Raw genomic sequence first — 22,268 nt, forward strand, 5'->3', positions numbered from 1 at the left:
CCGCCGGGCGTGCGACCTCGCGGCCCGCTCGCCGCGCCGCAGCCACCACGCGGCCACCAGCGCGGCCGTGCAGTGCGCGAGCGTCATCGCCAGGCCGTTCCCGCCGTGGGCGGCGGGGACCGCGACGGGTTCCGCGGCGCCCGTCATGGCGGCGTGCGCCGCGGGAGCGTGGTGGGGCGCGGTGGCGGCCGTGAACAGCGTGTGCAGGGCGAACTGGCCGCCGAGGAGCCCGCCCAGGATCGTCGCGAGCGAGCGCTCGTGGCCCGCCAGCACCAGCGTCACGCCGAGGACGGCGCCGAAGCCCGTGAGCGCGGCCCAGGCCGGCACCGCCGCGCCGCCCGCCAGGGCGTGCCCGAGGGTCGCCAGCGTCGCGCACACGGTGGCGAACACCACCGCGCGTGCGGGCCGGAACAGCGGCTGCGGCGCATGGGGGCTCATGACGGCCCCCATCGTCCCATCCCCCGCGCGCTCTGCCCAGCCGCCCCCGGACATCCGCCGCCACGCCCAACATCTTGGGGTTGTGCGTTGATCGTCGACTAGATGTAGGGTTCAGTCCCGTGCTGGTCCGCCCCCGCCGTTCGCGGCGGGGGCGGCGTGAGAGGGAACCCGGTGGGAATCCGGGACTGCCCCGCAGCGGTGAGCGGGAACGACCGCCGTCATCGAGCACTGGGCCCGGCGGCCCGGGAAGCGACGGCCAGTAGGACGCCTCGGCAGAGGCGGCGCCCGCGAGTCCGAAGACCTGCCCGCACGCGAGGCCGGGAGACCGGCCTCATCGGGGGTCCGGGTCCGTCCCGGATCGACACACGTCCAGGCCTCGCGGGTGGGCCGGGGGCGGAGCGCGGCCTGCCGCCGCGCGCCGTTCGCATGCCTCCGCGAGGCGGCATGCGAGGGGAGATGCACGTGACACAGGTTCTGGCCGCGCCGCCCGCGGAGATCGCCGTCGAGGTCGAGGCGGCCTGCGAGGGGGTGCCGGGCGCCGAGGCCGCGCGGGTGCTGGCCGCGGTCCGGTCCGCGGACGGGCTGGACGCGGCGGCCCTGCGGGACCTCGCGATCGGGGAGGCCGCCGCGCTCATCCCCGCCGAGCCCGGGTACTCCAGGGTGGCCGCGCGGCTGCTCGGCGTCCGGATCCGGGAGGAGGCCGCGGCCGCCGGCGTCCGGACGTTCGCCGAGTCGGTCGCCGCCGCGCACCGCGAGGGACTCCTGGCGGACGACCTGGCCGCCTTCGTCGCCGCCGGGTCCGCCGCGCTGGACGCCCTCGTCGACGACGGCGCCGACGACCGCTTCGAGTACTTCGGGCTCCGCACGGTCTACGACCGGTACCTGCTCAGGCACCCGAGGTCGCGGCTCGTCCTGGAGCGCCCGCAGCACTTTCTCCTCCGGGTGGCGTGCGGGCTCGTCGTTCCCGACGAAGTCGGGCCGGGGGGTGTGGAGGGCCGGCCCCCCACCGGTGACATGGCGGCGGTCGAGGAGGCCGCCGAGCTGTACGCGCTGCTCAGCACCCTGTCGTACCTGCCCAGCTCGCCCACGCTGTTCAACTCCGGGGCCCGCCGCCCGCAGCTCTCGTCGTGCTTCCTGCTCGACTCGCCGCGCGACGAGCTGGAGTCCATCTACGACCGGTACGGGCAGGTCGCGCGGCTCAGCAAGTACGCGGGCGGCATCGGCGTCTCCTGGACGCGGGTGCGGTCGCGGGGCTCGCTGATCCGGGGCACCAACGGGCACTCCAACGGGATCGTCCCGTGGCTGCGCACGCTCGACTCGTCCGTCGCCGCCGTCAACCAGGGCGGCCGCCGCAAGGGCGCGGCGTGCGTCTACCTGGAGCCGTGGCACGCCGACGTCGAGGAGTTCCTGGAGCTGCGCGACAACACCGGCGAGGACGCCCGCCGCACCCACAACCTCAACCTGGCCAACTGGATCCCGGACGAGTTCATGCGCCGCGTCGAGGCCGACGCGACGTGGTCGCTGTTCGACCCGAAGGAGGTCCCCGAGCTGGTCGACCTGTGGGGCGACGAGTTCGACGCGGCCTACCGGGCGGCGGAGCGGGAGGGGCGGTTCGTCCGGCAGGTCCCGGCCCGCAAGCTGTACGGGCGCATGATGCGGACGCTCGCGGAGACGGGCAACGGCTGGATGACGTTCAAGGACGCCGCCAACCGCGCCTGCAACCAGACCGCCGAGCCCGGCAAGGTCGTCCACCTGTCGAACCTCTGCACGGAGATCCTGGAGGTGACGGGCGACCGCGAGGCCGCCGTCTGCAACCTCGGGTCGGTGAACCTGGCCGCGCACGTCGGGCCGTCCGGCGTCGACTGGGAGAGGCTCCGGTCGACGGTCCGCACCGCCGTGCGGTTCCTGGACCGCACCATCGACCGGGGCTTCTACCCGACTCCCGAGGCGGAGAAGGCCAACCGCAAGTGGCGGCCGGTCGGGCTGGGCGTGATGGGCCTCGCGGACGTGTTCTTCACGCTGCGCCTGCCGTTCGACTCGGCCGAGGCGCGCGAGCTGTCGACGCGCATCGCCGAGGAGATCGCCCTCGCCGCCTACAACGCGTCCGCCGACCTCGCCGCCGCCCACGGGCCGCTCCCCGCCTACGGCGCGACCCGCACCGCGCGCGGCGAGCTCCACCTGGACCACTTCCCGGACGCGGCGCCGTCCCGTCCCGCCGACTGGGACGCCCTGCGCGCCCGGGTCGCGGAGGTGGGCCTGCGCAACTCGCTGCTCGTCGCGATCGCGCCGACCGCGACGATCGCGTCCATCGCGGGCTGCTACGAGTGCATCGAGCCGCAGGTGTCCAACCTGTTCAAGCGCGAGACGCTGTCGGGCGAGTTCCTGCAGATCAACCGCTACCTGGTGGAGGACCTGAAGTCGCTCGGGCTGTGGACGCCGGCCGTCCGCGAGGCGGTCAAGAAGGCGAACGGGTCCGTGCAGGGGCTGGTCGACCTGCCGGAGGAGATGCTGTCGCTCTACCGGACGGCCTGGGAGCTGCCGCAGAAGGCGCTCATCGACCTCGCCGCCGCCCGCACCCCGTACATCGACCAGTCGCAGTCGCTGAACCTCTTCATGGAGACGCCGACGATCGGCAAGCTCTCCTCGATGTACGCCTACGCCTGGCGGGCGGGGCTCAAGACGACCTACTACCTGCGGTCCCGCCCGGCGACGCGGATCGCGCAGACGACGGTCGCCGCGGCCGTCTGCTCCCTGGAGAACCCCGAGACCTGCGAGGCGTGCCAGTGACCGAGCGAGCGGAAGAACAGCGGCGAGCGGAGGGGCGGGGCATGCTCCTCGACCCCGGCATGGACCTGACGCTGCGGCCCATGCGCTACCCGGACTTCTACGAGCGGTACCGGGCCGCGATCCGCAACACCTGGACGGTCGAGGAGGTGGACCTCGCCTCCGACCTGGCGGACCTCGCGCGGCTCACGCCCGACGAGCTGCACCTCGTCAACCGGCTGGTCGCGTTCTTCGCCACCGGCGACTCGATCGTGGCGAACAACCTCGTCCTCAACCTCTACAAGCACGTGAACGCGCCGGAGGCCCGGCTCTACCTCTCGCGGCAGCTGTACGAGGAGGCCGTGCACGTCCAGTTCTACCTGACCCTCCTGGACACCTACCTGCCCGATCAGGACGAGCGCGTCAAGGCGTTCGCGGCGATCGAGCACATCCCGTCCATCCGGGCCAAGGCGGAGTTCTGCTTCCGCTGGATCGACTCGCTCGGCTCCCTGGACGAGCTCCGCACCGCCGCCGACCGCAGGGCGTTCCTGCTGAACCTCATCTGCTTCGCGGCCTGCATCGAGGGGCTGTTCTTCTACGGCGCGTTCGCCTACGTGTACTGGCTCCGGTCGCGCGGCCTGCTCAACGGCCTCGCGTCCGGGACGAACTGGGTCTTCCGGGACGAGTCAATGCACATGGAGTTCGCGTTCTCGGTGGTCGACACCGTCCGGGCGGAGGAGCCCGCGCTGTTCGACGCGGAGCTGACGGCCGAGGTCGCCGCGATGATGGAGGAGGCCGTCCAGGCGGAGCTGGCGTTCGCCCGCGACCTGTGCGGGGACGGCCTGCCCGGCATGAGCGCGGACGACATGCGCGCCTACCTCGAATACGTCGCGGACCAGCGGCTCGTCCGGCTCGGCCTGCCCGCCCGCTACGGCACCGCGAACCCGTTCGCGTTCATGGAGTTGCAGGACGTCCAGGAGCTGTCCAACTTCTTCGAGCGGCGCGTTTCGGCCTACCAGATCGGGGTGGAGGGGACGGTCGCGCTCGACGAGGCGTTCTGAACCTTTCGGAACGGGCAGTCGTTGAACCGTGAGGACAAGGCCGAGGAGGAAGAACATGCCTTCCGTCATCGACCGCATCAAGCGGTTCGCCCGGAGCCCGCAGGGCCGCAAGGCGCGCGCCCGCGCGGAACGGCTCGCCCGGGACCCGCGCACCCAGGCGAAGATCCGAGGACTGCTGTCGCGCGGGCGCGGCGGCGGACGCCGCCGCTACTGACCCCACCGAGCGAAACAGGAACAGAAACCGGACCCGCCCTCGCCCCGAGGGCGGGTCCGTTCCGTGTCGCGCTCCGGACGCGCCGGTGTTGCGCATTGGACGTAACTGCAACCTGTTTGCAATAGTGGCCGTATGGCCGACTACACGCTTCCCGACCTGCCCTACGACTACGCCGCCCTGGAGCCGGCGATCACCGGCGAGATCCTGGAGCTGCACCACTCCCGGCACCACGCCGCCTACGTCAAGGGCGCCAACGACACGCTGGAGAGGCTCGCCGAGGCGCGCGAGAAGGAGCAGTACGGCGGGCTGGTCGGCCTGGAGAAGACGTTCGCGTTCAACCTCTCCGGCCACGTCCTGCACTCGATCTTCTGGGACAACCTGTCGCCGGACGGCGGCGACCGCCCGGACGGGGAACTGGCGACGGCCCTCGACGAGCACTTCGGCACGTTCGAGGCGTTCCAGAAGCAGCTCACGGCGGCGACCTCCACCGTCCAGGGCTCCGGCTGGGGCGTCCTCGCATGGGAGCCCCTCGGCAGGCGCCTCGTCGTCGAGCAGGTCTACGACCACCACGGCAACGTCGGCATGAACACGACGCCGCTGCTGGTGTTCGACGCCTGGGAGCACGCCTACTACCTGCAGTACCGCAACGTCCGGCCGGACTACGTGGAGAAGCTCTGGTCGCTCGTGAACTGGACGGACGTCCAGGCCCGCTTCGACGCGGCCCGCGCCCGACCGGAGAGCGCGGCGTCCTCCCGATAGACGGCGGCGTCGGCGCGGCGCCGCTGAGGGGCGGCGTTCACCAGGCCGGGATCGTGCTCAGAACCTTTCCTCGCGGCCCGGTGAACGCCGCTTCCGCCTTGCCGGACGCGGACGCCGAGGGTTGTGCGCGCGCCCTCGCGCAGCCGGGCGACACGGTGCGCGGTCACCGTTGTGCCCGGCCGGTGCGGCGCCGCCGCGGCCCCGCCCCTAGTCTGCTCCTTATGACCGGCGAGTACCTGTACTGGGAGAACGTCCCCACGCGGTGGAAGGACAACGACGTCTACGGGCACGTCAACAACGTCGTCCACTACTCGATGATGGACACCGTCATCAACGAGTGGATGATCCGGACCGCCGGCTTCGACCCCGCGACCTCCGGCTCGATCGCGCTGTGCGTCGAGTCCCACTGCGAGTACAAGGCCGAGGCGTCGTTCCCCGACACGATCCGTGTCGGGCTGCGCGTCGGCAAGCTCGGCCGGTCCAGCGTCCGGTGGGAGGTCGGCATGCTGCGCGGCTCGGACGGCGCGCTCATCGCCGAGGGCCACTTCGTCCACGTGTTCGTCGACCGCGGCACCCGCCGCCCGGTCGAGATCACCGGAGCCGTCCGCACCGAGATGCAGAAGCTGGTGGCCGCATGACCGCCACCCGCGCGGCCGTCCTCGTCGAGTCGGGACGCCCCGCCCCCTACGCCGCGTCCCGCCCCCTGGAGATCGCCGAACTCCGCCTCGACCCGCCCGGCCACGGCGAGCTCCTGGTCCGGATCGGCGCCGCCGGCCTCTGCCACTCCGACCTGTCCGTCATCAACGGGTCCCGGCCGCGCCCCCTGCCGATGGCGCTCGGGCACGAGGCCGCGGGCGAGGTCGTGGAGACCGGGCCGGGCACCGAGTTCGCGCCCGGCGACCACGTCGTGCTCGCGTTCGTCCCGGCGTGCGGGCACTGCGAGCGCTGCGTCGCCGGACGTCCCGCCCTCTGCGGGCCGGGCGCCCAGGCCAACGGCGCCGGGACCCTGCTCGGCGGCGGCAGGCGCTTCCGCGCCCCGGACGGCACGCGCCCCCACCACCACCTCGGCGTCTCGGCGTTCTCCGAGTACACCGTCGTCTCGTCCCGCTCCGCCGTGAGGATCGACCGCGACCTGCCCTTCGACGTCGCCGCGCTGTTCGGCTGCGCCGTCCTCACCGGCGCCGGCGCCGCCCTCCACAGCGCGGCCGTGTCGCCGGGCGACACCGTCGCCGTCTTCGGCCTCGGGGGCGTCGGGCTGTCCGCCGTCCTCGCCGCGAAGGCCGCCGGAGCCTCCACCGTCCTCGCCGTGGACGTCGTCGCGTCCAAGCGGGACCTCGCCGGGCGCCTCGGCGCCCGGCCCGTCGCGGGCGGTCCGGACGCCGTCGAGGCGATCCGCGACCTGACGTCCGGCGGCGCGGAGAAGGTGATCGACACGACGGGCGTCGTCGCCGTCCTCGAACAGGCCTACGCGGCCACCCGCCCCGGCGGAACGACCGTCACCGTCGGCCTCCCGGCCCCCGGCGCGCCCCTCACCCTGCCCGCCCTCAGCCTCGTCGCCGAGGAGCGGACCCTGCGCGGCAGCTACCTCGGCTCCTGCGTTCCCCGGCGGGACGTCCCCCGCTTCATCGCCCTGTACCGCGACGGCGCCCTTCCCGTGGACGCCCTCCTCAGCGGCCGCCTGCCCCTCGACGAGATCAACGCGGGCTTCGACCGCCTCCACACCGGCGAGGCCGTCCGCCAGCTCGTCACCTTCCCCTGAGAGGACGGCCTCAGGCGAGGACGTGGGTGGTGAGGAGCTGCTCGAAGTCGGCCTCGAAGGCCTCGTAGCGGGCGCGCAGATCGGGGCCCGGCCAGTCGGCGGGCAGCAGTGACGGCGGCAGGAGCGGGTCGTTGAGGAGGTGCCGCAGGACGGCCGCCGCGTAGGTGAAGCGCTCGGCGATCGCGGTCGCCCCGGCCAGAGCGGCGCGCAGGGCGTCGGCCTTGGCCGTCCAGGCGTCCAGGTCCCAGAGGGAGGCGGCCAGGGCCGCGGGGTCCTCCTCGGGGCGGCCCGTGAGGAAGGTGCACTGGCGGACGACGGGTTCGGGCCGCGGCCGGGTCAGGTTCGCCGGGCGCAGCCAGGTGCCCTCCCGCAGCTCGGCGAGCCGCAGCGTCGACATGGCCTGGCGCAGCGCGGCGCGGTCGGCGGCGGGGCGGCGCTCGGCGGTGATGACGGCGATCTCCCAGGCGCCGTCCCACGGGCGGGTCGGGGGGAGGCGCGCCTCGTCCTGCCGGGCCTGGCGGGCGAGGAGGCGCTCGGTGAGGGCGTACGTCCCGCCGGACTGGACGAGGTCGCCGGCGGCGACCATGCGCGACAGCGCCACCCGGATCGTCCCCTCCGCGATGCCGAACAGGTCGCCGACGCGGACGAGGTAGCGGGCCGGGAGGCGGGGCGGGTGGACGCCCAGCAGCGTGCTCAGGACGACGGACCGAGCGGTGAGCGGGCGAATCTCCAGGCTGTCCATGGCTGGTGGTGACCCTACCGGGGAGGGAGGGTGGCCTCGTCCTCAGATTACAGTCTTTTCGCCGCGTGAGCTGTAAGTGTAATGTTCGGGCCATGGCGTCTTACCTCATCGAGTCGTTCGACCGGCTCCCGTTCGGGGGCGCGGAGAAGGCGCGCCGCTACGCCACCGAGCGCTACCGGGGCGCGGCCGGCCGCAACTGGTACGACTGCGACCCCACGCTGCGGTTCCTCATGCGGCGGCACCTGGGCGACGGTTTCGGCTGGGCCGAGCCCCGGCTCAGGGAGATGGGCGCGCTGATGGGCGGCCCGATCGCCGAGCGGGCCGAGGAGACGGACCGCAACCCGCCGCGCCTGGAGAAGTACGACCGGTGGGGACGCGACATCAGCGAGGTCGTCATGCCGCCCTCGTTCGAGGCGGCGCGCCGGGACATCGTGGCGACGTCCTTCACCCGGCCCGACTTCGTGGCCGAGGCGAAGCGCGCCGGGACCGACCCCGGGCCGATGGGCGTCGCCTGGAGCTACCTGCTCGACCAGGCCGACATCGGCATGGCGTGCGCGCTCGGCACCGGCGGCGACATGGTCGTGGGGCTGACGGAGATGTTCGCGCCGGACGACGTCAAGGCGCGGGTGCGGGAGCTGTTCGCGGCCGGGGAGATGTCCGGCGAGGCCGCGCAGATGCTCACCGAGCGGTCGGGCGGCTCGGACCTCGGCGCGCTGGAGTCGACCGCCTCCCGGGAGGGCGACGCCTGGCGCCTCAACGGCTTCAAGTGGTTCGCCTCCAACGCCAACGGCTCGGCCTTCGTCGTGCTGGCCAAGCCGGAAGGGGCCGTGGACGGCGTCCGGGGCATCGCGCCGTTCCTCGTCCTGCGGGAGCGGCGGGACGGCTCGCGCAACGGCGTCCGGATCCGGCGGCTCAAGGACAAGCTCGGCACGCGGTCGGTGGCGTCGGCCGAGATCGAGTTCACCGACGCGGAGGCGTTCCTGCTGGCCCCGGCGTCGAGCGCGGGCGAGGGCGGGGACGGCAGGGGCCTGGCCCGCATGATGGAGCTGACCAACGGCGCCCGGCTCGGCATCTCGATGATGGGCCTCGGCTGCGCGCGGCGGGCCCTCGTCGAGTCGCTCTGCTACACGCGGGCGCGCGAGGCGTTCGGCGCGCCGCTGGGCGCGCAGCCGCTCATGCGCCGCAAGCTCGCCGAGCTGATCGTGGAGACCGAGGCCGTGCAGGCGCTCGTCTTCGACGGCTACCTGGGACGTCCCCGGCTGCGGCTCGGGGCCGCGCTCATCAAGCTGCGGGCCGCGCGGCTGGGCGTGACGGCCGCGAGCGACGCCATCGAGATCCACGGCGGGAACGGCTACATCGAGCAGTGGCCGGTCGCGCGGATCCTACGGGACGCGCAGGTCAACCCCATCTGGGAGGGCGGCGACAACATCCTGTGCCTGGACGTCCGCCGCGCCGTCGAGCGGCAGGACGCGCACGAGCCGTTCCTCGAACGGCTCGACCAGGCCGTCCGGCGGGCGCCCGGCGGGGACGACGAGACGGCCGCGCTGGTCGGGCAGAGCATCGGGCACCTCCGCGAGGCCATAGAGAAGTGGCGCGGGCTCGACAGGAACGTGGCCGAAGCGCGCCTCTACCCGCTCGCCCAGTACATGGCCGACGTCTACGCGGCGGCGCTGCTGCTGGAGCAGGCCGGGTGGGAGCGCGCCGATTCCGGCGAGGACCGCAAGGCGCTGGTCGCGCGGCTCTACGCTCGGAGCCACCTCGCCGACCCCGGTCCGCTGCGGGGGATCGACGACCCGGCGGACGAGCTCGAACGCTTCGACGAGCTGGCGGACGGCGCGTTCACCGACGACTAGGAGGCCGCGCGTGGCGGTACGGATCGAGCGGGACGGCCCGGTGACCACGGTGGTGATGTCCCGTCCGGCGACGCGCAACGCCGTCGACGGGCCGACGGCGCGCGAGCTGGCCGCCGCGTTCCGCGAGTTCGACGCGGACGACGGCGCGAGCGTCGCCGTCCTGTGGGGCGAGGGCGGGACGTTCTGCTCCGGCGCCGACCTCACCTCGGTCGGCACCGTCCGCGGCCCGCGCCTCGACCCGCCCCCGGCCGACGGGCCGCTCGGCTGCACGCGGATGCGCCTGTCGAAGCCGGTCATCGCGGCGGTCGCGGGCCATGCCGTCGCCGGGGGCCTGGAGCTGGCGCTGTGGTGCGATCTGCGTGTCGCGGAGGAGACGTCCACCTTCGGCGTCTACTGCCGGCGCTGGGGCGTCCCGCTCGTCGACGGCGGGACGGTCCGGCTCCCGCGCCTGATCGGCGCGAGCCGCGCCATGGACATGATCCTCACCGGGCGGCCGGTGGACGGGCGGGAGGCGTTCGAGATCGGCCTCGCCAACCGGCTCGTCCCGCTGGGCAAGGCGCGGGAGGCGGCCGAGGAGCTGGCGGCCGGGCTGGCGCGGTTCCCGCAGACCTGCCTGCGGGGCGACCGGCTGTCGGCGCTGGAGGCGGAGGGCCTCCCCGAGGACGAGGCGATCGCCGCCGAGTACCGCCACGGCCTCCGCTCCATGGAGGATGCCGTCGAGGGCGCCGGGCGGTTCGCGAGCGGACGCGGACGGCACGGCGACTTCGGCGACATCTGAGCCCCCGCGGCGCGCCCGGCGTCCTGGCGTCCGCGCCCGCCGACATGGCTCCGAAGGTCGTTGACCGAACGCAATTCGGGACCGTAGGTTCCTGAGGGGCGGCCGCCGTGAGCGAGGAGAGCGAAAGCGATGACGCTGACCGTGGAGGAGGCGGGCCTGGCGCTCGCCGACCCGAAGGCCTACGCCGACGACCGGCGGTTCCATGAGTCCCTCGCGCTGCTCCGCCGCGAGTCCCCGGTGCACCGGGTGGAGGCCCCCGGCTACACGCCCTTCTGGGGGATCACCAAGCACGAGGACGTCCTGGAGATCGAGCGCAACCACCGGCTGTTCCTCAACGCCCCGCGCCCGGTGCTCGGCACCGCCGAGTTCGACGCGCTGAACCGGCAGCGCGCGGAGCAGGGCATCGCGCTGCGCACGCTCGTCCACATGGACGACCCCGACCACCGGGTGATCCGGGCGATCGGCGCGGACTGGTTCCGGCCGCGCGCGATGCGGGCCCTGGAGCCGCGCGTCCGCGAGCTGGCCAGGCGGTACGTCGACCGGATGGTGGAGCTCGGCGGCGAGTGCGACTTCGCGCGCGAGGTCGCCGTCCACTTCCCGCTGTACGTGATCCTCTCGCTGCTCGGCCTGCCGGAGAGCGACTTCGACCGCATGCTGAAGCTCACGCAGGAGCTGTTCGGCGGCGACGACGCCGAGTTCCAGCGGGGCACGACGAACGAGGAGAAGCTCCAGGTCCTGCTGGACTTCTTCGCCTACTTCCAGGGCCTGACGGAGGAGCGCCGCAAGCACCCCACCGACGACCTCGCCTCCGCCATCGCGAACGCGCGCGTCGACGGCGAGCCGCTCAACGACTTCGACACCGCGTCCTACTACGTGATCGTCGCGACGGCCGGGCACGACACCACCAGCGCGACGATTGCCGGGGGCCTGCACGCGCTCATCGAGCACCCCGACCAGATCGAGCGGCTCCGCGAGAAGCCGGAGCTGATGCCGCTCGCCGTGGACGAGATGATCCGCTGGGTCACGCCGGTCAAGGAGTTCATGCGCACCGCCACCGAGGACTACGACCTGCGCGGCGTCACGATCCGCAAGGGCGAGGCGGTGCTGCTGTCCTACCCGTCCGCGAACCGGGACGAGGAGGTCTTCGACGACCCGTTCCGCTTCGACGTCGGCCGCGACCCGAACCGGCACCTGGCGTTCGGGTTCGGCGTCCACTACTGCCTGGGCGCGGCGCTGGCCCGCATCGAGGTCCGCGCCTTCTTCGAGGAGCTGCTGCCCCGCCTCGGCTCGATCGAGCTCGCCGGGCCGCCGGAGGGCATCGCCACGACCTTCGTCGGCGGCCTCAAGCGCCTCCCCGTCCGCTACTCCCTCGCCTAAGGAACCCCCGGTGCAGATCGAAGCCGCGGTGCTGCGCGCCGCAGACGCCCCCTACACGATCGAGTCGCTCGACCTCGCCGACCCCGGGCCCGGCGAGGTCCTCGTCAAGATCGCGGGCGCGGGGATGTGCCACACCGACCTGCTCGGGCGCGTCCCCGGCGACCTCGTCGCGAAGCCGGTCGTCCTCGGGCACGAGGGCTCCGGCGTGGTCGAGGCGGTCGGCCCCGGCGTCACCGGCCTCACCGCCGGCGACCACGTGGTCATGTCGTTCGACTCGTGCGGGGAGTGCGCCAACTGCCGCGCCGCCAAGCCCGGCGCCTGCCCGCAGATGACCGCGCTCAACATGCTCGCGATGCCGCTGGACGGGACGCCCCGCGCCACCGGTCCCGGCGGCGAGCCCGTCCACACGCGCTGGTTCGGGCAGTCGTCGTTCGCGAGCCACGCCCTCGGGACCGCCCGCAACGTCGTCCCGGTCACCAAGGACGTCCCCCTCGGCGTGCTCGGGCCGCTCGGCTGCGGCGTGCAGACCGGCGCCGCCTCCGTGCTGGTGTCGCTCGGCGTCCGCGCGGGCGACAGCATCGCGGTCTTCGGCGCGGGCGCGGTCGGGCTGGCCGCCGTGATGGCCGCGCGGATCGCGGGCGCCTCCACGATCGTCGCCGTCGACCTGCACGAGTCCCGGCTCGACCTGGCCCGCGAGCTCGGCGCCACCCACGTCCTCCACGGGGCGGACGACGACATCGCCGGCCAGATCCGGGCGATCTCCGGCGGTGAGGGCGTGCAGTACTCGTTCGACTCCACGGCCGTCCCGGAGGTCGTCTCGACGGCGGTCGCCTCGCTGCGCACCACCGGCGTCTGCGGCCTGGTCGGCGTCGGCGCCGCCGAGTACCGGCTGGACGCCAACCTCCTGCTCATGGGACGGACGGTCAAGGGCATCATCGAGGGCGACGCCGTCCCGCACACGTTCATCCCGCGGATGATCGAGATGTGGCGGCAGGGCCATTTCCCGTTCGACCGGCTGGTCACCGCCTACCCGCTCGCCCAGATCAACGAGGCGGAGGCCGACACGACGTCCGGCAAGGTCGTCAAGCCGGTACTGGTCCCGTGAGCCCTGGGCCAGGGTTCTCGAACCAGGAGGCGCTCTCGGCGTCCGCCGGGTAGTACGACTCGACGGCGACCTCGTCCAGGGTGATGTCCAGGGGAGTGCCGAACGTGGTGATGGTGGAGAACAGCCGCAGCTCCCGCCCCCCGAACCGGACGATCATCTGGATCATGACGTCGGCGTCCGAGGGCGCGTCCTCGGGCCCGGGTTCCAGCAGTTCCCGGTAGAGGGCCGCGAGGCCGGGGTCGGGCGCGGCGGCGAGCTGGCGCCTGACCCGCGACCGGAACACCGCGCGCACGTCGGCCAGGTTGACGACCAGGCGGGAGAGCCCGCGCGGGTCCAGGCCGAGCCGCAGCAGGTTGACCGGCGGCCGGAGCAGCTCGGGGTCGACCTCCGCGAGGAACGGCCCGACGGCGCGGTTGGTCATGACGATGTTCCAGCGGCGGTCGAACGCCAGCGCCGGATACGGCTCGTGCGCGCGGAGCACCCGCTCGACCGCGCCCCGGGCGGCGGACAGCGCGTCGTCGTCGAGGGGCCGTTCGGCGTACCGGGGGGCGAAGCCGGCCGCGAGCAGCAGCCGGTTGCGGTCGCGCAGCGGCACGTCGAGCTGGTCCGCGAGCCGCAGCACCATCGCGGCGCTCGGGTTGGACTTGCCCGTCTCGACGAGGCTGACGTGCCGGGCCGAGACGTCGGCCGCGATCGCGAGGTCGAGCTGGCTGAGCCGCCGATGGTGCCGCCACTGCCGCAGGAGCTCCCCGATCGTGTCCACGGTCGTCGAGATTACTCATCGTGGAACGGAACGCCATGAAATGGGAGTTCATCGACAGTCCGCGGCCACCGCCGGAACACTGCGGCCATGACCAACAAGGAAATCGTTCAGCGGGCCCTTTCCGAGCTGCTCGCCACGGGCAGCACCGAGGGGCTCCGGCCGCTGCTCAGCGAGGACTTCGTGCACCACCGGCCGGACGCCTCCTCGACCAGGGACGAATGGCTCGCCGCCGTCGAGGCGGCGCTCACCCCGCTCGCCGGCATGCAGGTCGAGATCGGCCACCTGCTGGCCGACGGCGAGCACGTCGTGCTGCACACGCGGCGGCGGATCCCGGACGGCCCGGAGATCGCGGTCGTCGACGTCTGGCGCATCGACGACGGGCTGCTCGCCGAAGCCTGGGAGATCATCGAGCCGGTGGCCCAGGCGCCCGCCAACCTCACCTGGTGGGCCCCCGCCGCGGTCTGACCCGGTAGACCTCGCGGCCGAAGCCGTCCCCGGATCCACCCGGGGGCGGCTTCAGGCGGGACAACTTCGATCCGGAGAAGTACCGGGAGACCAACTACAAGCAGCTCCGCGGCGACGACGCCCAGATCCTCGGGCGCGGGGCCAACTGGTTCAGCCAGATCGCTCTGTGGCGCTACTCCGAGGGAAAGGGACAGTTCTCCCACGGAATCGACGTCGGGCCCGGGTCGAACCTGTACCCCACCCTCAGCATGCTGGGGTACTGCCGGAAGATCACGCTCTTCGAGTACGGGGCGGCCAACGTCGAGTACCTGAGGGGCGAGGTCAAGCACCTCAGCGACTCGTGGAAGCCGTTCTGGGAGATCGTCGCGCCGTTCGTCGGCAACCGCGACTTCGAGTGGGCGTCGTGCGGGCCCACTTGGTTCTGCTCGTGTCGGGCCTGCGTTCAGACGACGCGGTGGAGGAGGTCGTCGCCGCGCGCGAGGCGGCGGCAGTTCTCCGCGGCGACCGCGAAGTAGCGGTCCCACGTCTCGCGGGTCAGCCACGCCACGTGCGGCATGACGACCACAGTGTCGAGAGCCAGCAGCGGGTTCCCCGCGTCCACGGGCTCCTTCTCGAAGACGTCCAGCCCCGCGCCGCCGAGACGTCCCGACGTGAGCGCCGCCACCAGCGCCGCCTCGTCGATCACCGCGCCGCGCGCGGTGTTCACCACGACCGCTCCCTCCGGCAGCAGCGCGAGCCTTCCGGCGTCGAGCAGGTGACGGGTCTCGTCCGTCAGCGGGACGTGCACCGAGACGACGTCGCTGGCGCCCAGCAGATCGTCCAGCTCGCGCCAGGCCGGGTCGTCGCGCCGGGGCCGCCGGGTCGTGTACAGGACGGTCGCCCCGATCGCCTCCAGCATCCCGCGCAGCAGGGTCGCGATCTCGCCGCCGCCGAGGAGCCCGACCGTCCGTCCGGCCAGCTCGCCGCCCACCAGGGACCGGCCGGCGGGCCACCCCTCCCCGCGCCGCGTCCGCGCGTCGAACGGCACGACCCGCCGCAGCGCCGCCAGCATCAGCAGCAGCGACGTCTCCGCGACGGCCTGCGCGTTGCGGCCCGGCATGTTCGCGACCGCGATCCCGCGCTCCGCCGCGGCGTCCAGATCGATGGTGTTCACGCCGGTGCCGAGCTTCTGGATCAGCCGCAGCTTCGGCGCCCGGTCCATGTCGGCGGCCGTCACCGGGCGCAGTACGTGCCAGAGCACCTCGGTGTCCGGCAGCAGCCCCGCGAACCGCGCGTCGTCCTGCTCCGAGCAGCTCACGATGTCGAGACCGGGCTCCTCATGATCCATGTCGTAGTGCAGCAGCACCCGCACGCCGTCCCCCTTCCCTCGCCGCGACCCCGGCGTCACCGCCCGGCGTCCCCCGCGATTATCGTGCGGATGGTGAGCAGGAATGGGACAGAAGCGAGCGCCTTGCCGGTGGACCTGCCGATCGTGCAGGCCCCCATGGCGGGCGGGCCGTCGACGCCGGAGCTGGCCGCCGCCGTCTCGAACGCGGGCGGCCTCGGCTTCCTCGCCGCCGGCTACAAGACGACCGAGGCCATGCGCGCCGACATCGCCGCCACGCGCGAGCTGACGTCCCGCCCGTTCGGGATGAACGTCTTCATGCCGTCCCTGGACGAGATCGACCCGGCCGAGGTCGCCGCCTACCGCGACCTCCTCGCCCCCGAGGCCGCCCGCCTCGGCGTGGAGCCGGGCACCCCGGGCGCCCGCGACGACGACTACGACGCGAAGATCGCCGACCTGGTGTCCGACCCGCCCGCGGTCGTCAGCTTCACGTTCGGCTGCCCCGCCCCGGACGTCATCCGCGCCCTCAAGGACAGGGGCGCGACCGTCGTCGTCACCGTGACCTCCGTGGACGAGGTCCGCCACGCGTCCGCCGCCGACGCGCTCTGCCTCCAGGGCCCGGAGGCCGGGGGCCACCGCGGCTCGTTCACCAACACCCTCCAGGACTCGCTGCCGTTGCGCGCGCTGGTCCCGGCCGTCCGCGGGATGACCCGGCAGCCGCTCATCGCCGCCGGGGGCCTGGCCACGGCCGCCGACGTCGCCGAGGTCCTCTCCCTCGGCGCCGTCGCCGCCCAGCTCGGGACGGCGTTCCTGCGCTGTCCGGAGAGCGGTGCCAGCGACGTCCACAAGGCCGCCCTCACCGACCCCCGCTACACCTCGACCGCGATGACCAGGGCGTTCAGCGGACGTCCCGCGCGCGGGCTGGTCAACCGGTTCCTCACCGAGCACTCGGGAGACGCCCCCGCCGCCTACCCGGACGTCCACTACGTGACGGCGCCCTTGCGCCGCGCGGCGGCGGCCCAAGGCGACCCCGAGGGCGTCAACCTCTGGGCAGGGGAGTCGTTCCGGGAGACGACCGAAACCCCCGCCGCCGCCCTGGTGGAGTCCCTCGCCCCCGCCTGATGCCCGACCTCGCGATCCTCCGCCGGAGGGTTCGTCGTCACCCGGCGCGAGGAGCCCCCGATTGAGGGGCCGACCGCCTGACTACGCTTCGGCGCCCCAGTCCCACATGGCCTGGAGCACCGGCCCCAGGCGGCGGCCCCGCGCGGTGAGCGCGTACCGCGTGCGCGGAGGCCAGCCCGCCTGCCTCTCCCGTTCGAGCACGCCCGCCTCGGCGAGCTGCGCCAGCCGGTCGGCCAGCACCTTGTCGGACAGGGTCGGGAGGGCCTGCCGCAGCTCGCTGTACGAGCGGTCGCCCCGCAGGAGCTCGCGGACCACCAGCGTCGTCCAGCGCCCGCGCAGCGCGTGCAGGGTGATCTCCACCGGGCAGGACGGCGTGGGCTCCGCCGCGCCCGCGCGCGGATCGTCGGGCAGCCCCGGATGGCTGACCGTTTGGTGAGTCACGAGAGCGCCTCCTAGCGTTTCGCGTCCTGGACCTGTCTACCTGGAAGGACGACGATGCGCCCATTGGCCGAACGCCCCGAGGACGTCGCGCCCGTCTTCGCCGACCGTTTCAACAGCGGCGACGCGGCGGCGGTCGCCGAGCTGTACGAGGAGGGGGCGGTGTTCGTCCCCGCACCGGGCACGCCGCTGACCGGCGCCGACGCCCACGCCGCCAACGCCCGCTTCATGGCCCTCGGCCTGCCGATCAGGGTCGCTCCGCGCCACGTCTACTCCGCCGGCGACCTCGCCCTGCTGATCGTCGACTGGGTGATCGAAGGCGAGGGGGCCGAGGGCCCGGTCCGCATCGAGGGCACCGCCACCGACGTCGCCCGCCGGGGCCCGGACGGCCGCTGGCGCTACGTCCTCGACAACCCCTTCGGCACGGCCGCCTCCGGCGCGTAGGGCGGCCATGGGCAGCCGCGTCGCGGTTCACGGCGTCCGCTGTAAGGGTTGAGGTGCGTGAAGTAATTACGTCACTCTTGTCCCATGGACCAGGACGGACGCCGCACCGGGGTGCGGCAGGCGGTGGAAGGCGACGTCGCGGAGCTCGTGCGGCTGCGGGCGCTGCTCTTCGAGGATCTCGGCGGGGAGTTCTTCGCGCCGCCGGCCGGGGACGACGGGTGGCGGCACACCCTCGCCACGGTGCTGAAGGAGCAGCTGACGGCGGACACGGTGCGGATCCTCGTCGTGGACGGCGACGGCGACGGCGGCCTGGCCGCGTGCGGGATCGGGACCTTCGAGCAGCGGCTGCCCGGTCCGCACCTGCCCAGCGGCCGCCTCGGCCAGGTGATCGGCGTGGTCACCGATCCGGCGCACCGGCGCCGCGGCCACAGCCGCGCGATCATGCACGGCCTGCTCGACTGGTTCCGGGAGCGCGACGTCGCGCGCGTGGACCTGCACGCCTCCCGCGACGGCGAGCGCCTCTACCGCGACCTCGGCTTCGTCGACCACCCTGACCCGGCGCTGTACTGGCGCCCTTGAGGCAGCGCCCTGACCAGGTGTTCCGTGCGCGGCGACGTCTCTGGGAAGAAATACGGGGGGACGTGTCGATCCAAGCCGTCCTCCGTTCGACCTAGGGATGAGAGGGCCCCGCGGAGGGGCCCGGACGCACACGGAGACAGAGCGATGAAGTACATGCTGATCATGCGGGCGACGGACGAGGCGTACGCGGGCATGGCGGACACGGACCCCGCCGAGATGATCGAGACCGTGGGCCGGTTCAACCAGGAGCTGATCCAGGCCGGGGTGCTGCTCGCCGCCGAGGGGCTCGACGACCCGTCCGAGAGCGTGGTCGTCGACCACTCCTCCGAGCCGCCCGTCGTCACCGACGGCCCGTACGGCGAGACGAAGGAGCTGTTCGGCGGGTTCTACATCCTCGACGTGGCCTCGAAGGAGGAGGCCGTCGAGTGGGCCCGGCGGGCGCCGGCCGGTCCCGGCTTCAAGACCGAGATCCGCCGCGTCCCCACCATCGACGAGTTCCCGCAGGACAACGAGTGGATCCGGAAGGAGCGGGCCTGGCGCGAGGCCACCGGCCAGCTGTGACGGGCGACCCCACCGGCCGCGAGGCCGTCGCCGCCGTCTGGCGGATCGAGTCGGCGCGGATCGTCGGCGCCCTCGCCCGCTACACCGGCGACTTCGCGCTGGCCGAGGACCTCGCGCAGGAGGCGCTGGCCGAGGCGCTCGTGACCTGGCCGCGCGACGGCGTCCCCCGCAACCCGTCGGGGTGGCTGCTCACCGTGGGGCGGCGGCGCGCGATCGACGCGTTCCGCCGCCGCTCCGCCCTCGACGAGCGGTACGCCGCCCTCGCCCACGACCTGGACGAGGGCGGCGCCGCCACCGGACGCCCGCCCGAGAAGGACGACGACGTGCTCTGGGACCCCGACCGGATCGACGACGACGTGCTCGCGCTCATGTTCGTCTCGTGCCACCCCGTCCTGTCGCGGGAGGCGCGGATCGCGCTGACGCTGCGCGTGGTCGGCGGCCTGACCAGCGACGAGATCGCCCGTGCCTTCCTCGTCCCGACCGCGACCGTCCAGGCCCGGATCACCCGCGCGAAGAAGACGCTCGGCGCGGCCCGGGTGCCGTTCGAGGCGCCGGCGGCCGGGCAGCGGGCCGAGCGCCTCCCCTCCGTCCTCAACGTCGTCTACCTGATCTTCACCGAGGGCTCGACGGCGAGTTCGGGCGGAGAGCTCATCCGGTTCGACCTCGCGGGCGAGGCGCGGCGGCTGGCCCGCGTCGTGGCCCGGCTGATGCCGGACGAGCCGGAGGCGCACGGCCTGCTGGCGCTGCTGGAGCTGACCGCCGCGCGCTTCCCCGCCCGCACCGCCCCGGACGGCGAGCCGGTCCTGCTGGAGCACCAGGACCGCACCCGCTGGGACGGCGCCGCGATCCGCCGGGGACGCGCCGCCCTGTCCCGCGCCGAGAAGGCGGGCCGCGGCCTGGGCCCCTACGGCCTCCAGGCGGCGATCGCCGAGTGCCACGCCCTCGCCCCCTCGGTCGCCGAGACCGACTGGGACCGCATCGTCCTCCTCTACGAGGCGCTGGGCCGCCTGGCCCCGTCTCCCGTGGTCGACCTCAACAGGGCCGTGGCGGTTTCGATGGCGAACGGCCCTGCCGCCGCGCTCGCGATCGTCGACGACCTGGCGGCCTCAGGCGCCCTGGCGAACTCCCACCTGCTCCCCAGCGTCCGCGGCGAACTCCTCACCCGCCTGGGCCGCCCCGACGAAGCCCGCACGGAACTGGAACGAGCCGTCGAACTCGCGGCCAACGACCGCGAGCGCGCCCTCCTCCGGCACAAACTCGCCGCCCTCTCCTGAAGGGAGACCGGTCAGAAGAGGCCGGGCATGTAGGGGGCGCCGTTCGCGCGGACTCCGCGCGCCACGGCCGTCGCCCTCGCCTCACCCCGCGGATGCCCGGCCTGCCCGGCCCTGCGGAAGTACTGCTCGGCCCCGGCCATGTCGTCCTTGTGCTCGCAACGGACCCCGAGGTTGAACAGGGAGTCCGGGTCACCCGCAGCCGCGCCCTTCTCCCACCACTCGTCGGCCTCCTCCCGTCGGCCCTGGGAGTACAGGTGATTGGCGAGGGCACTGAGCGCACGGCCGTCGCCCTCCTCGGCGGCGCGCCGCAGCCATTCCTCGGACTCCTCCGCCTGCCCCATCTCCCCGAGCGCCAGACCGAGGTTGGTCATCGAACCGGCGCGCCCTGCCTCGGCCGCGATGCGGAACTGCTCGGCGGCTCCCTGCACGTCACGACGGCGGATGAGCAGCAGCCCGAGATTGTGCCGAGCGTCGACCTCCCCCGCCTCGGCCGACGTGCGGTACCAGCTTTCCGCCTCCTCGTCCCGTCCCTGGCCCGAGCAGAGGATGCCGAGATTGAGCTGCCCGACCCGGTCGCCCGCGTCGGCCGCCGCCCGCCACCACCGCTCGGCCTCGGCCTCGTCCCGCTCCACGACCAGGATGCCGAGCTTCAGCATGGCGTCGACATGCCCCGCCTCAGCAGCCACCCTGAACAGCCGCTCGGCCTCCCGCACCTGCCCCTGCTCCTGGAGCGACTTCGCCTCCAGGAACTCGGCCTCTCCACGTCCTGACTCCATACCGTCCCCTTTCACGATCACCCAGATCCGATCATCCCGGCTCCAGAACGGTTCCCTCCGTCCGCCGGACGGGACGAGGCGAGGGCCGCCCGTTGGTCGGGCGGCCCTCGTTTCTACGAGCGGGAGGTCAGGGGCGTTGGCCGGGCTCGTCCACGACGCCTGCGGTCAGGCGGACGGACTGGCTTTCGACGGCGCCCTTCAGGAAGCGTCCCCCGTCCGGCATGGTGTGGTCCCGGGCGACGGTGGTGCGGTGGCCCCGGTAGGCGTAGGTGGACGGGTCCAGGAGGATCTCGTCCTTCGCCCAGCCCTCGATGAGGAACGAGACCGAGACCGCCGTGTGCCCCGCCCCGTCCTTGGCCGCCCGGTCCACGGTGACGCCGGGGATCTTCGCCATCGCGCGGTAGGCGGCGGCGGTCTGCGCCGGCGGCAGCACGCCGTTGTTCAGCAGCAGTGACCCGAGCAGCTGGAACGCGCCCCCGTTCGGGTCGGCCGGTGTCTTCTGCTTGCGGGCCCAGGCCAGCATCCCGTCCGGGTCGGTGGGCAGCTTGGCGACGGTGGCGTAGTCGATCGGCGGCGTCCCCCCGCCCGTGGCGGAGGTGACGAGCTTGCCGTGGTCGTACAGCGCCATGCGCTTGCCGTCCGCCCGGACCCAATTCCGATCGACCTGCGTCTTCAGCGGCGAACCGGGCTTGACGATCTGGCCGCGGCCAGGGACGCCGCTGCGCCGGTAACGGGTCTCGGTGTAGACCCACTGGCCGGGACGCGGCGCGGTGAACGGCTGCTTCAGCGCGAACGTCGCGGCGACGTTCAGCACCTGCTGCGCCTCCGTCGCCGCCACGGGCGCCGGGCGGTGCGTGCCGCCGCCGCTCGTGGCGACGGCGGTGCCGGCGATGAGCGCTCCGGCGACGCCTCCCGCGGCGACGAGGCGGAACGTCGTCCGGCGGGACGGGCCGGTGCGGCGGGCCGTGGACGCGGTGATCCGCTCGAAGGCGGCGCGTCCGGCCGGGTCGTGGGCGGCGCCCTCGAAGGCGCCGGGCGGGCAGGGGTCGGCCGGGGCCATGAGGCGGCGCACTTCGTGGAGGTCGTTCATACCTGGGGGCTCCTTTGCAGCGGGGCGGCGGACGCGGGACGGTCGGCGGCGTCGATCTCGGCGAGGGCGGCGGTCAGGCGGCGCCGGGCGCGGTGCAGGCGCACGGAGAACGCCTTGACCGAGCAGCCCGCCGCGGTCGCCGCCGCCTTCGCGTCGAGGCCCTCCCAGCCGACGAGCTGGAGGACCTCCCGGTCGCGGTCGGACAGGCGGCCGAGCGCGGCGGCCATGCGGCCGCCCTCGGCCAGGCCGGACGCCACGTCGGCGGCGGGCGCGCGCGGAGCGTCGCCGCGCAGCCGGTCCCACAGCCGGGTGCGGCGCCGGCGGCCCCGCATCTCGTTGGCGAGGACGTTGCGGGCGACGTTCAGCAGCCACGGGAACGTGCGGTCCGGCGGGATGTCGCCGCGCCGCCGCCAGGCGACCAGGAACGTCTCCGCGGCGATGTCCCGAGCCGTCTCGTGGTCGATCCGCCGCGCCGCGTACCTGAGCACATCGTCGTAGTGCGCGTCCCACAACCGGGTGAATCCCCCGTCTGGATCGGGCACGCCGGCTCCCTTCTCTCGGGTCGGTGTCGCCCAGAGATGTC

At 73.6% G+C, this 22,268-nt stretch carries 24 protein-coding genes, 1 pseudogene and 1 riboswitch; of the genes and pseudogenes, 17 read left to right on the top strand and 8 right to left on the bottom strand.

What is annotated here, in order from left to right:
* Positions 1-438: hypothetical protein (locus tag ABWI04_RS28170; protein WP_353834329.1), on the bottom strand; the 438-nt coding region annotated here is incomplete at its 3' end.
* 106 nt (positions 439-544) lie between these two features.
* Positions 545-761, top strand: a riboswitch (cobalamin riboswitch).
* 139 nt (positions 762-900) lie between these two features.
* Here ABWI04_RS28170 and ABWI04_RS28175 point away from each other — a divergent pair.
* The 6 genes from ABWI04_RS28175 (at position 901) to ABWI04_RS28200 (ending at position 6,994) form a co-directional block, all read left to right on the top strand.
* Positions 901-3,225: a ribonucleoside-diphosphate reductase subunit alpha gene (locus ABWI04_RS28175; protein WP_353834330.1), complete on the top strand. Its 2,325-nt coding sequence runs from the start codon at positions 901-903 to the stop codon at positions 3,223-3,225.
* Complete coding sequence (locus ABWI04_RS28180; protein WP_353834331.1) at positions 3,222-4,262, top strand: ribonucleotide-diphosphate reductase subunit beta; 1,041 nt, start codon at positions 3,222-3,224, stop codon at positions 4,260-4,262. Before ABWI04_RS28175 ends, ABWI04_RS28180 begins: the two co-directional genes overlap by 4 nt.
* Positions 4,263-4,317: 55 nt before the next feature.
* On the top strand, positions 4,318-4,476 hold the full coding sequence (locus tag ABWI04_RS28185; RefSeq protein WP_345180322.1) for a hypothetical protein: 159 nt from the start codon (positions 4,318-4,320) through the stop codon (positions 4,474-4,476).
* Positions 4,477-4,608: 132 nt separating this feature from the next.
* Entirely contained in the window at positions 4,609-5,235 is a 627-nt protein-coding gene (locus tag ABWI04_RS28190) for a superoxide dismutase (protein ID WP_353834332.1), read from the top strand.
* 221 nt (positions 5,236-5,456) lie between these two features.
* Entirely contained in the window at positions 5,457-5,873 is a 417-nt protein-coding gene (locus ABWI04_RS28195; RefSeq protein ID WP_353834333.1) for an acyl-CoA thioesterase, read from the top strand.
* Complete coding sequence (locus ABWI04_RS28200) at positions 5,870-6,994, top strand: zinc-dependent alcohol dehydrogenase family protein (RefSeq protein WP_353834334.1); 1,125 nt, start codon at positions 5,870-5,872, stop codon at positions 6,992-6,994. The genes ABWI04_RS28195 and ABWI04_RS28200 overlap by 4 nt, the downstream gene beginning before the upstream one ends.
* Positions 6,995-7,004: 10 nt before the next feature.
* Here the strand turns inward: ABWI04_RS28200 and ABWI04_RS28205 are convergent, their stop codons facing one another.
* On the bottom strand, positions 7,005-7,736 hold the full coding sequence (locus ABWI04_RS28205) for a PaaX family transcriptional regulator C-terminal domain-containing protein (RefSeq protein ID WP_345180311.1): 732 nt from the start codon (positions 7,734-7,736) through the stop codon (positions 7,005-7,007).
* A gap of 92 nt (positions 7,737-7,828) precedes the next feature.
* On the opposite strand from ABWI04_RS28205, the gene ABWI04_RS28210 reads away from it, so the two are divergent.
* The 4 genes from ABWI04_RS28210 to ABWI04_RS28225 all read left to right on the top strand — a co-directional run bounded on the left by ABWI04_RS28210 (position 7,829) and on the right by ABWI04_RS28225 (position 12,849).
* The gene (locus ABWI04_RS28210) at positions 7,829-9,589 is read left to right on the top strand and encodes an acyl-CoA dehydrogenase family protein (RefSeq protein ID WP_353834335.1); all 1,761 of its coding nucleotides are present in this window, start codon (positions 7,829-7,831) and stop codon (positions 9,587-9,589) included.
* Positions 9,590-9,599: 10 nt separating this feature from the next.
* Positions 9,600-10,367 carry a crotonase/enoyl-CoA hydratase family protein gene (locus ABWI04_RS28215; RefSeq protein WP_353834336.1) on the top strand — a complete coding sequence of 256 codons (768 nt, stop codon included), beginning with the start codon at positions 9,600-9,602 and terminating at the stop codon, positions 10,365-10,367.
* A 129-nt stretch (positions 10,368-10,496) separates the two neighbouring features.
* Complete coding sequence (locus ABWI04_RS28220; protein ID WP_345180303.1) at positions 10,497-11,744, top strand: cytochrome P450; 1,248 nt, start codon at positions 10,497-10,499, stop codon at positions 11,742-11,744.
* Between the two features lie 10 nt (positions 11,745-11,754).
* The gene (locus ABWI04_RS28225) at positions 11,755-12,849 is read left to right on the top strand and encodes an NAD(P)-dependent alcohol dehydrogenase (protein WP_353834337.1); all 1,095 of its coding nucleotides are present in this window, start codon (positions 11,755-11,757) and stop codon (positions 12,847-12,849) included.
* On the opposite strand, the gene ABWI04_RS28230 is transcribed toward ABWI04_RS28225, so the two are convergent.
* Entirely contained in the window at positions 12,827-13,612 is a 786-nt protein-coding gene (locus ABWI04_RS28230; RefSeq protein ID WP_353834338.1) for a helix-turn-helix domain-containing protein, read from the bottom strand. The genes ABWI04_RS28225 and ABWI04_RS28230 overlap by 23 nt on opposite strands.
* Before the next feature lie 87 nt (positions 13,613-13,699).
* Between ABWI04_RS28230 and ABWI04_RS28235 the strand changes: the two genes are divergently transcribed.
* The gene (locus ABWI04_RS28235) at positions 13,700-14,077 is read left to right on the top strand and encodes a nuclear transport factor 2 family protein (RefSeq protein ID WP_345180294.1); all 378 of its coding nucleotides are present in this window, start codon (positions 13,700-13,702) and stop codon (positions 14,075-14,077) included.
* A 71-nt stretch (positions 14,078-14,148) separates the two neighbouring features.
* A pseudogene (locus ABWI04_RS42840) lies at positions 14,149-14,592 on the top strand (hypothetical protein); the annotation flags it as partial.
* On the opposite strand, the gene ABWI04_RS28240 reads toward ABWI04_RS42840, so the two are convergent.
* Positions 14,520-15,428 (bottom strand): NAD(P)-dependent oxidoreductase, encoded by a 909-nt coding sequence (locus ABWI04_RS28240; RefSeq protein WP_353834339.1) that lies wholly within the window; start codon positions 15,426-15,428, stop codon positions 14,520-14,522. The pseudogene ABWI04_RS42840 and the gene ABWI04_RS28240 overlap by 73 nt on opposite strands.
* A 66-nt stretch (positions 15,429-15,494) precedes the next feature.
* Here ABWI04_RS28240 and ABWI04_RS28245 point away from each other — a divergent pair, with 66 nt between their 5' ends.
* On the top strand, positions 15,495-16,523 hold the full coding sequence (locus ABWI04_RS28245) for a nitronate monooxygenase (protein ID WP_345180287.1): 1,029 nt from the start codon (positions 15,495-15,497) through the stop codon (positions 16,521-16,523).
* 81 nt (positions 16,524-16,604) lie between these two features.
* On the opposite strand, the gene ABWI04_RS28250 is transcribed toward ABWI04_RS28245, so the two are convergent.
* Complete coding sequence (locus ABWI04_RS28250; protein ID WP_353834340.1) at positions 16,605-16,964, bottom strand: winged helix-turn-helix transcriptional regulator; 360 nt, start codon at positions 16,962-16,964, stop codon at positions 16,605-16,607.
* A gap of 54 nt (positions 16,965-17,018) precedes the next feature.
* Between ABWI04_RS28250 and ABWI04_RS28255 the strand changes: the two genes are divergently transcribed.
* The 4 genes from ABWI04_RS28255 to ABWI04_RS28270 all read left to right on the top strand — a co-directional run bounded on the left by ABWI04_RS28255 (position 17,019) and on the right by ABWI04_RS28270 (position 19,819).
* Complete coding sequence (locus ABWI04_RS28255) at positions 17,019-17,405, top strand: YybH family protein (RefSeq protein ID WP_353834341.1); 387 nt, start codon at positions 17,019-17,021, stop codon at positions 17,403-17,405.
* 84 nt (positions 17,406-17,489) lie between these two features.
* On the top strand, positions 17,490-17,984 hold the full coding sequence (locus ABWI04_RS28260; RefSeq protein WP_353834342.1) for a GNAT family N-acetyltransferase: 495 nt from the start codon (positions 17,490-17,492) through the stop codon (positions 17,982-17,984).
* 144 nt (positions 17,985-18,128) lie between these two features.
* Entirely contained in the window at positions 18,129-18,545 is a 417-nt protein-coding gene (locus ABWI04_RS28265; protein ID WP_345180276.1) for a YciI family protein, read from the top strand.
* Positions 18,542-19,819, top strand: a complete 1,278-nt coding sequence (locus ABWI04_RS28270; protein ID WP_353834343.1) for an RNA polymerase sigma factor — start codon at positions 18,542-18,544, stop codon at positions 19,817-19,819. The genes ABWI04_RS28265 and ABWI04_RS28270 overlap by 4 nt, the downstream gene beginning before the upstream one ends.
* An 11-nt stretch (positions 19,820-19,830) precedes the next feature.
* On the opposite strand, the gene ABWI04_RS28275 is transcribed toward ABWI04_RS28270, so the two are convergent.
* The 3 genes from ABWI04_RS28275 to ABWI04_RS28285 all read right to left on the bottom strand — a co-directional run bounded on the left by ABWI04_RS28275 (position 19,831) and on the right by ABWI04_RS28285 (position 22,227).
* Positions 19,831-20,595, bottom strand: coding sequence for a tetratricopeptide repeat protein (locus ABWI04_RS28275; protein ID WP_345180271.1), 765 nt, complete (start codon positions 20,593-20,595; stop codon positions 19,831-19,833).
* 127 nt (positions 20,596-20,722) lie between these two features.
* The gene (locus ABWI04_RS28280) at positions 20,723-21,685 is read right to left on the bottom strand and encodes a CU044_5270 family protein (protein ID WP_353834345.1); all 963 of its coding nucleotides are present in this window, start codon (positions 21,683-21,685) and stop codon (positions 20,723-20,725) included.
* The gene (locus ABWI04_RS28285; protein WP_353834346.1) at positions 21,682-22,227 is read right to left on the bottom strand and encodes an RNA polymerase sigma factor; all 546 of its coding nucleotides are present in this window, start codon (positions 22,225-22,227) and stop codon (positions 21,682-21,684) included. Before ABWI04_RS28285 ends, ABWI04_RS28280 begins: the two co-directional genes overlap by 4 nt.
* Positions 22,228-22,268 lie beyond the last annotated feature (41 nt).

Origin of the sequence: Actinomadura sp. NPDC000929 (assembly GCF_040492065.1) — a bacterium.
GTDB classification, from domain to species: Bacteria; Actinomycetota; Actinomycetes; order Streptosporangiales; family Streptosporangiaceae; genus Spirillospora; species Spirillospora verrucosospora.

What these genes read in the sequence shown, in the direction of transcription:
- ABWI04_RS28185 (WP_345180322.1), top strand. Translation starts at nt 4,318, where the DNA reads ATGCCTTCCGTCATCGACCGCATCAAGCGGTTCGCCCGGAGCCCGCAG.
- ABWI04_RS28190 (WP_353834332.1), top strand. Translation starts at nt 4,609, where the DNA reads ATGGCCGACTACACGCTTCCCGACCTGCCCTACGACTACGCCGCCCTG.
- ABWI04_RS28195 (WP_353834333.1), top strand. Translation starts at nt 5,457, where the DNA reads ATGACCGGCGAGTACCTGTACTGGGAGAACGTCCCCACGCGGTGGAAG.
- ABWI04_RS28200 (WP_353834334.1), top strand. Translation starts at nt 5,870, where the DNA reads ATGACCGCCACCCGCGCGGCCGTCCTCGTCGAGTCGGGACGCCCCGCC.
- ABWI04_RS28205 (WP_345180311.1), bottom strand. Translation starts at nt 7,736, where the DNA reads ATGGACAGCCTGGAGATTCGCCCGCTCACCGCTCGGTCCGTCGTCCTG.
- ABWI04_RS28210 (WP_353834335.1), top strand. Translation starts at nt 7,829, where the DNA reads ATGGCGTCTTACCTCATCGAGTCGTTCGACCGGCTCCCGTTCGGGGGC.
- ABWI04_RS28220 (WP_345180303.1), top strand. Translation starts at nt 10,497, where the DNA reads ATGACGCTGACCGTGGAGGAGGCGGGCCTGGCGCTCGCCGACCCGAAG.
- ABWI04_RS28235 (WP_345180294.1), top strand. Translation starts at nt 13,700, where the DNA reads ATGACCAACAAGGAAATCGTTCAGCGGGCCCTTTCCGAGCTGCTCGCC.
- ABWI04_RS28245 (WP_345180287.1), top strand. Translation starts at nt 15,495, where the DNA reads ATGGTGAGCAGGAATGGGACAGAAGCGAGCGCCTTGCCGGTGGACCTG.
- ABWI04_RS28255 (WP_353834341.1), top strand. Translation starts at nt 17,019, where the DNA reads ATGCGCCCATTGGCCGAACGCCCCGAGGACGTCGCGCCCGTCTTCGCC.
- ABWI04_RS28260 (WP_353834342.1), top strand. Translation starts at nt 17,490, where the DNA reads ATGGACCAGGACGGACGCCGCACCGGGGTGCGGCAGGCGGTGGAAGGC.
- ABWI04_RS28265 (WP_345180276.1), top strand. Translation starts at nt 18,129, where the DNA reads ATGAAGTACATGCTGATCATGCGGGCGACGGACGAGGCGTACGCGGGC.
- ABWI04_RS28275 (WP_345180271.1), bottom strand. Translation starts at nt 20,595, where the DNA reads ATGGAGTCAGGACGTGGAGAGGCCGAGTTCCTGGAGGCGAAGTCGCTC.
- ABWI04_RS28280 (WP_353834345.1), bottom strand. Translation starts at nt 21,685, where the DNA reads ATGAACGACCTCCACGAAGTGCGCCGCCTCATGGCCCCGGCCGACCCC.